Source organism: Micromonospora sp. NPDC002575 (genome assembly GCF_042889525.1).
Taxonomy (GTDB): domain Bacteria; phylum Actinomycetota; class Actinomycetes; order Mycobacteriales; family Micromonosporaceae; genus Micromonospora; species Micromonospora carbonacea.
Genome location: NZ_JBIARA010000085.1, coordinates 1 through 1,012 on the forward strand (window position 1 = coordinate 1; position 1,012 = coordinate 1,012).

1 rRNA gene is annotated in these 1,012 nt (G+C 58.3%); it reads left to right on the top strand.

The window, feature by feature from the left end:
- Positions 1–1,012, top strand: a 23S ribosomal RNA gene (locus ACFYWL_RS31275); the annotation flags it as partial.

Sequence of the window (1,012 nt, forward strand, 5' to 3'; positions counted from 1 at the left end):
AGTGCGTAATAGCTCACTGGTCAAGTGGTTCCGCGCCGACAATGTAGCGGGGCTCAAGCACACCGCCGAAGCTGTGGCACTCACACGATACTTTGTGCCTCCTTGATGGGGTATGCAGGTGTGTGGGTGGGTAGGGGAGCGTCGTGCCGGGGGTGAAGCAGCGGGGTGACCTAGTTGTGGACGCGGCACGAGTGAGAATGCAGGCATGAGTAGCGAAAGAAGGGTGAGAAACCCTTCCGCCGGATGACCAAGGGTTCCAGGGCCAGGCTAATCCGCCCTGGGTGAGTCGGGACCTAAGGCGAGGCCGAGAGGCGTAGTCGATGGACAACGGGTTGATATTCCCGTACCCGCGAAGGAGCGCCCGTGATGAACCTCGTTGTGCTAACCACCCAAACCATCCAAGACCTTCGGGTTGAGGGTGGGGAGCGTGGGAACCTGGCGGGTAGTAGTCAAGCGATGGGGTGACGCAGGAAGGTAGCTGAGCCCGGCCGGTGGTTGTGCCGGGGTAAGCGTGTAGGCCGTGTTGTAGGCAAATCCGCAACACATGTAGGCTGAGACGTGATGCCGAGCCGATTCAGGTGAAGTCAGTGATCCTATGCTGCCGAGAAAAGCCTCTAGCGAGTTCTGAGCGGCCCGTACCCCAAACCGACACAGGTGGTCAGGTAGAGAATACCGAGGCGATCGGGCGAACTGTGGTTAAGGAACTCGGCAAATTGCCCCCGTAACTTAGGGAGAAGGGGGGCCGGAGACGTGAAGCCCCTTTGCGGGTGGAGCGTTGTATGGCCGCAGAGAGCAGGGGGAAGCGACTGTTTACTAAAAACACAGGTCCATGCGAAGAAGTAATTCGATGTATATGGACTGACGCCTGCCCGGTGCTGGAACGTTAAGGGGACCTGTTAGCTCTTCGGGGCGAAGCGGAGAACTTAAGCGCCAGTAAACGGCGGTGGTAACTATAACCATCCTAAGGTAGCGAAATTCCTTGTCGGGTAAGTTCCGACCTGCACGAATGGCG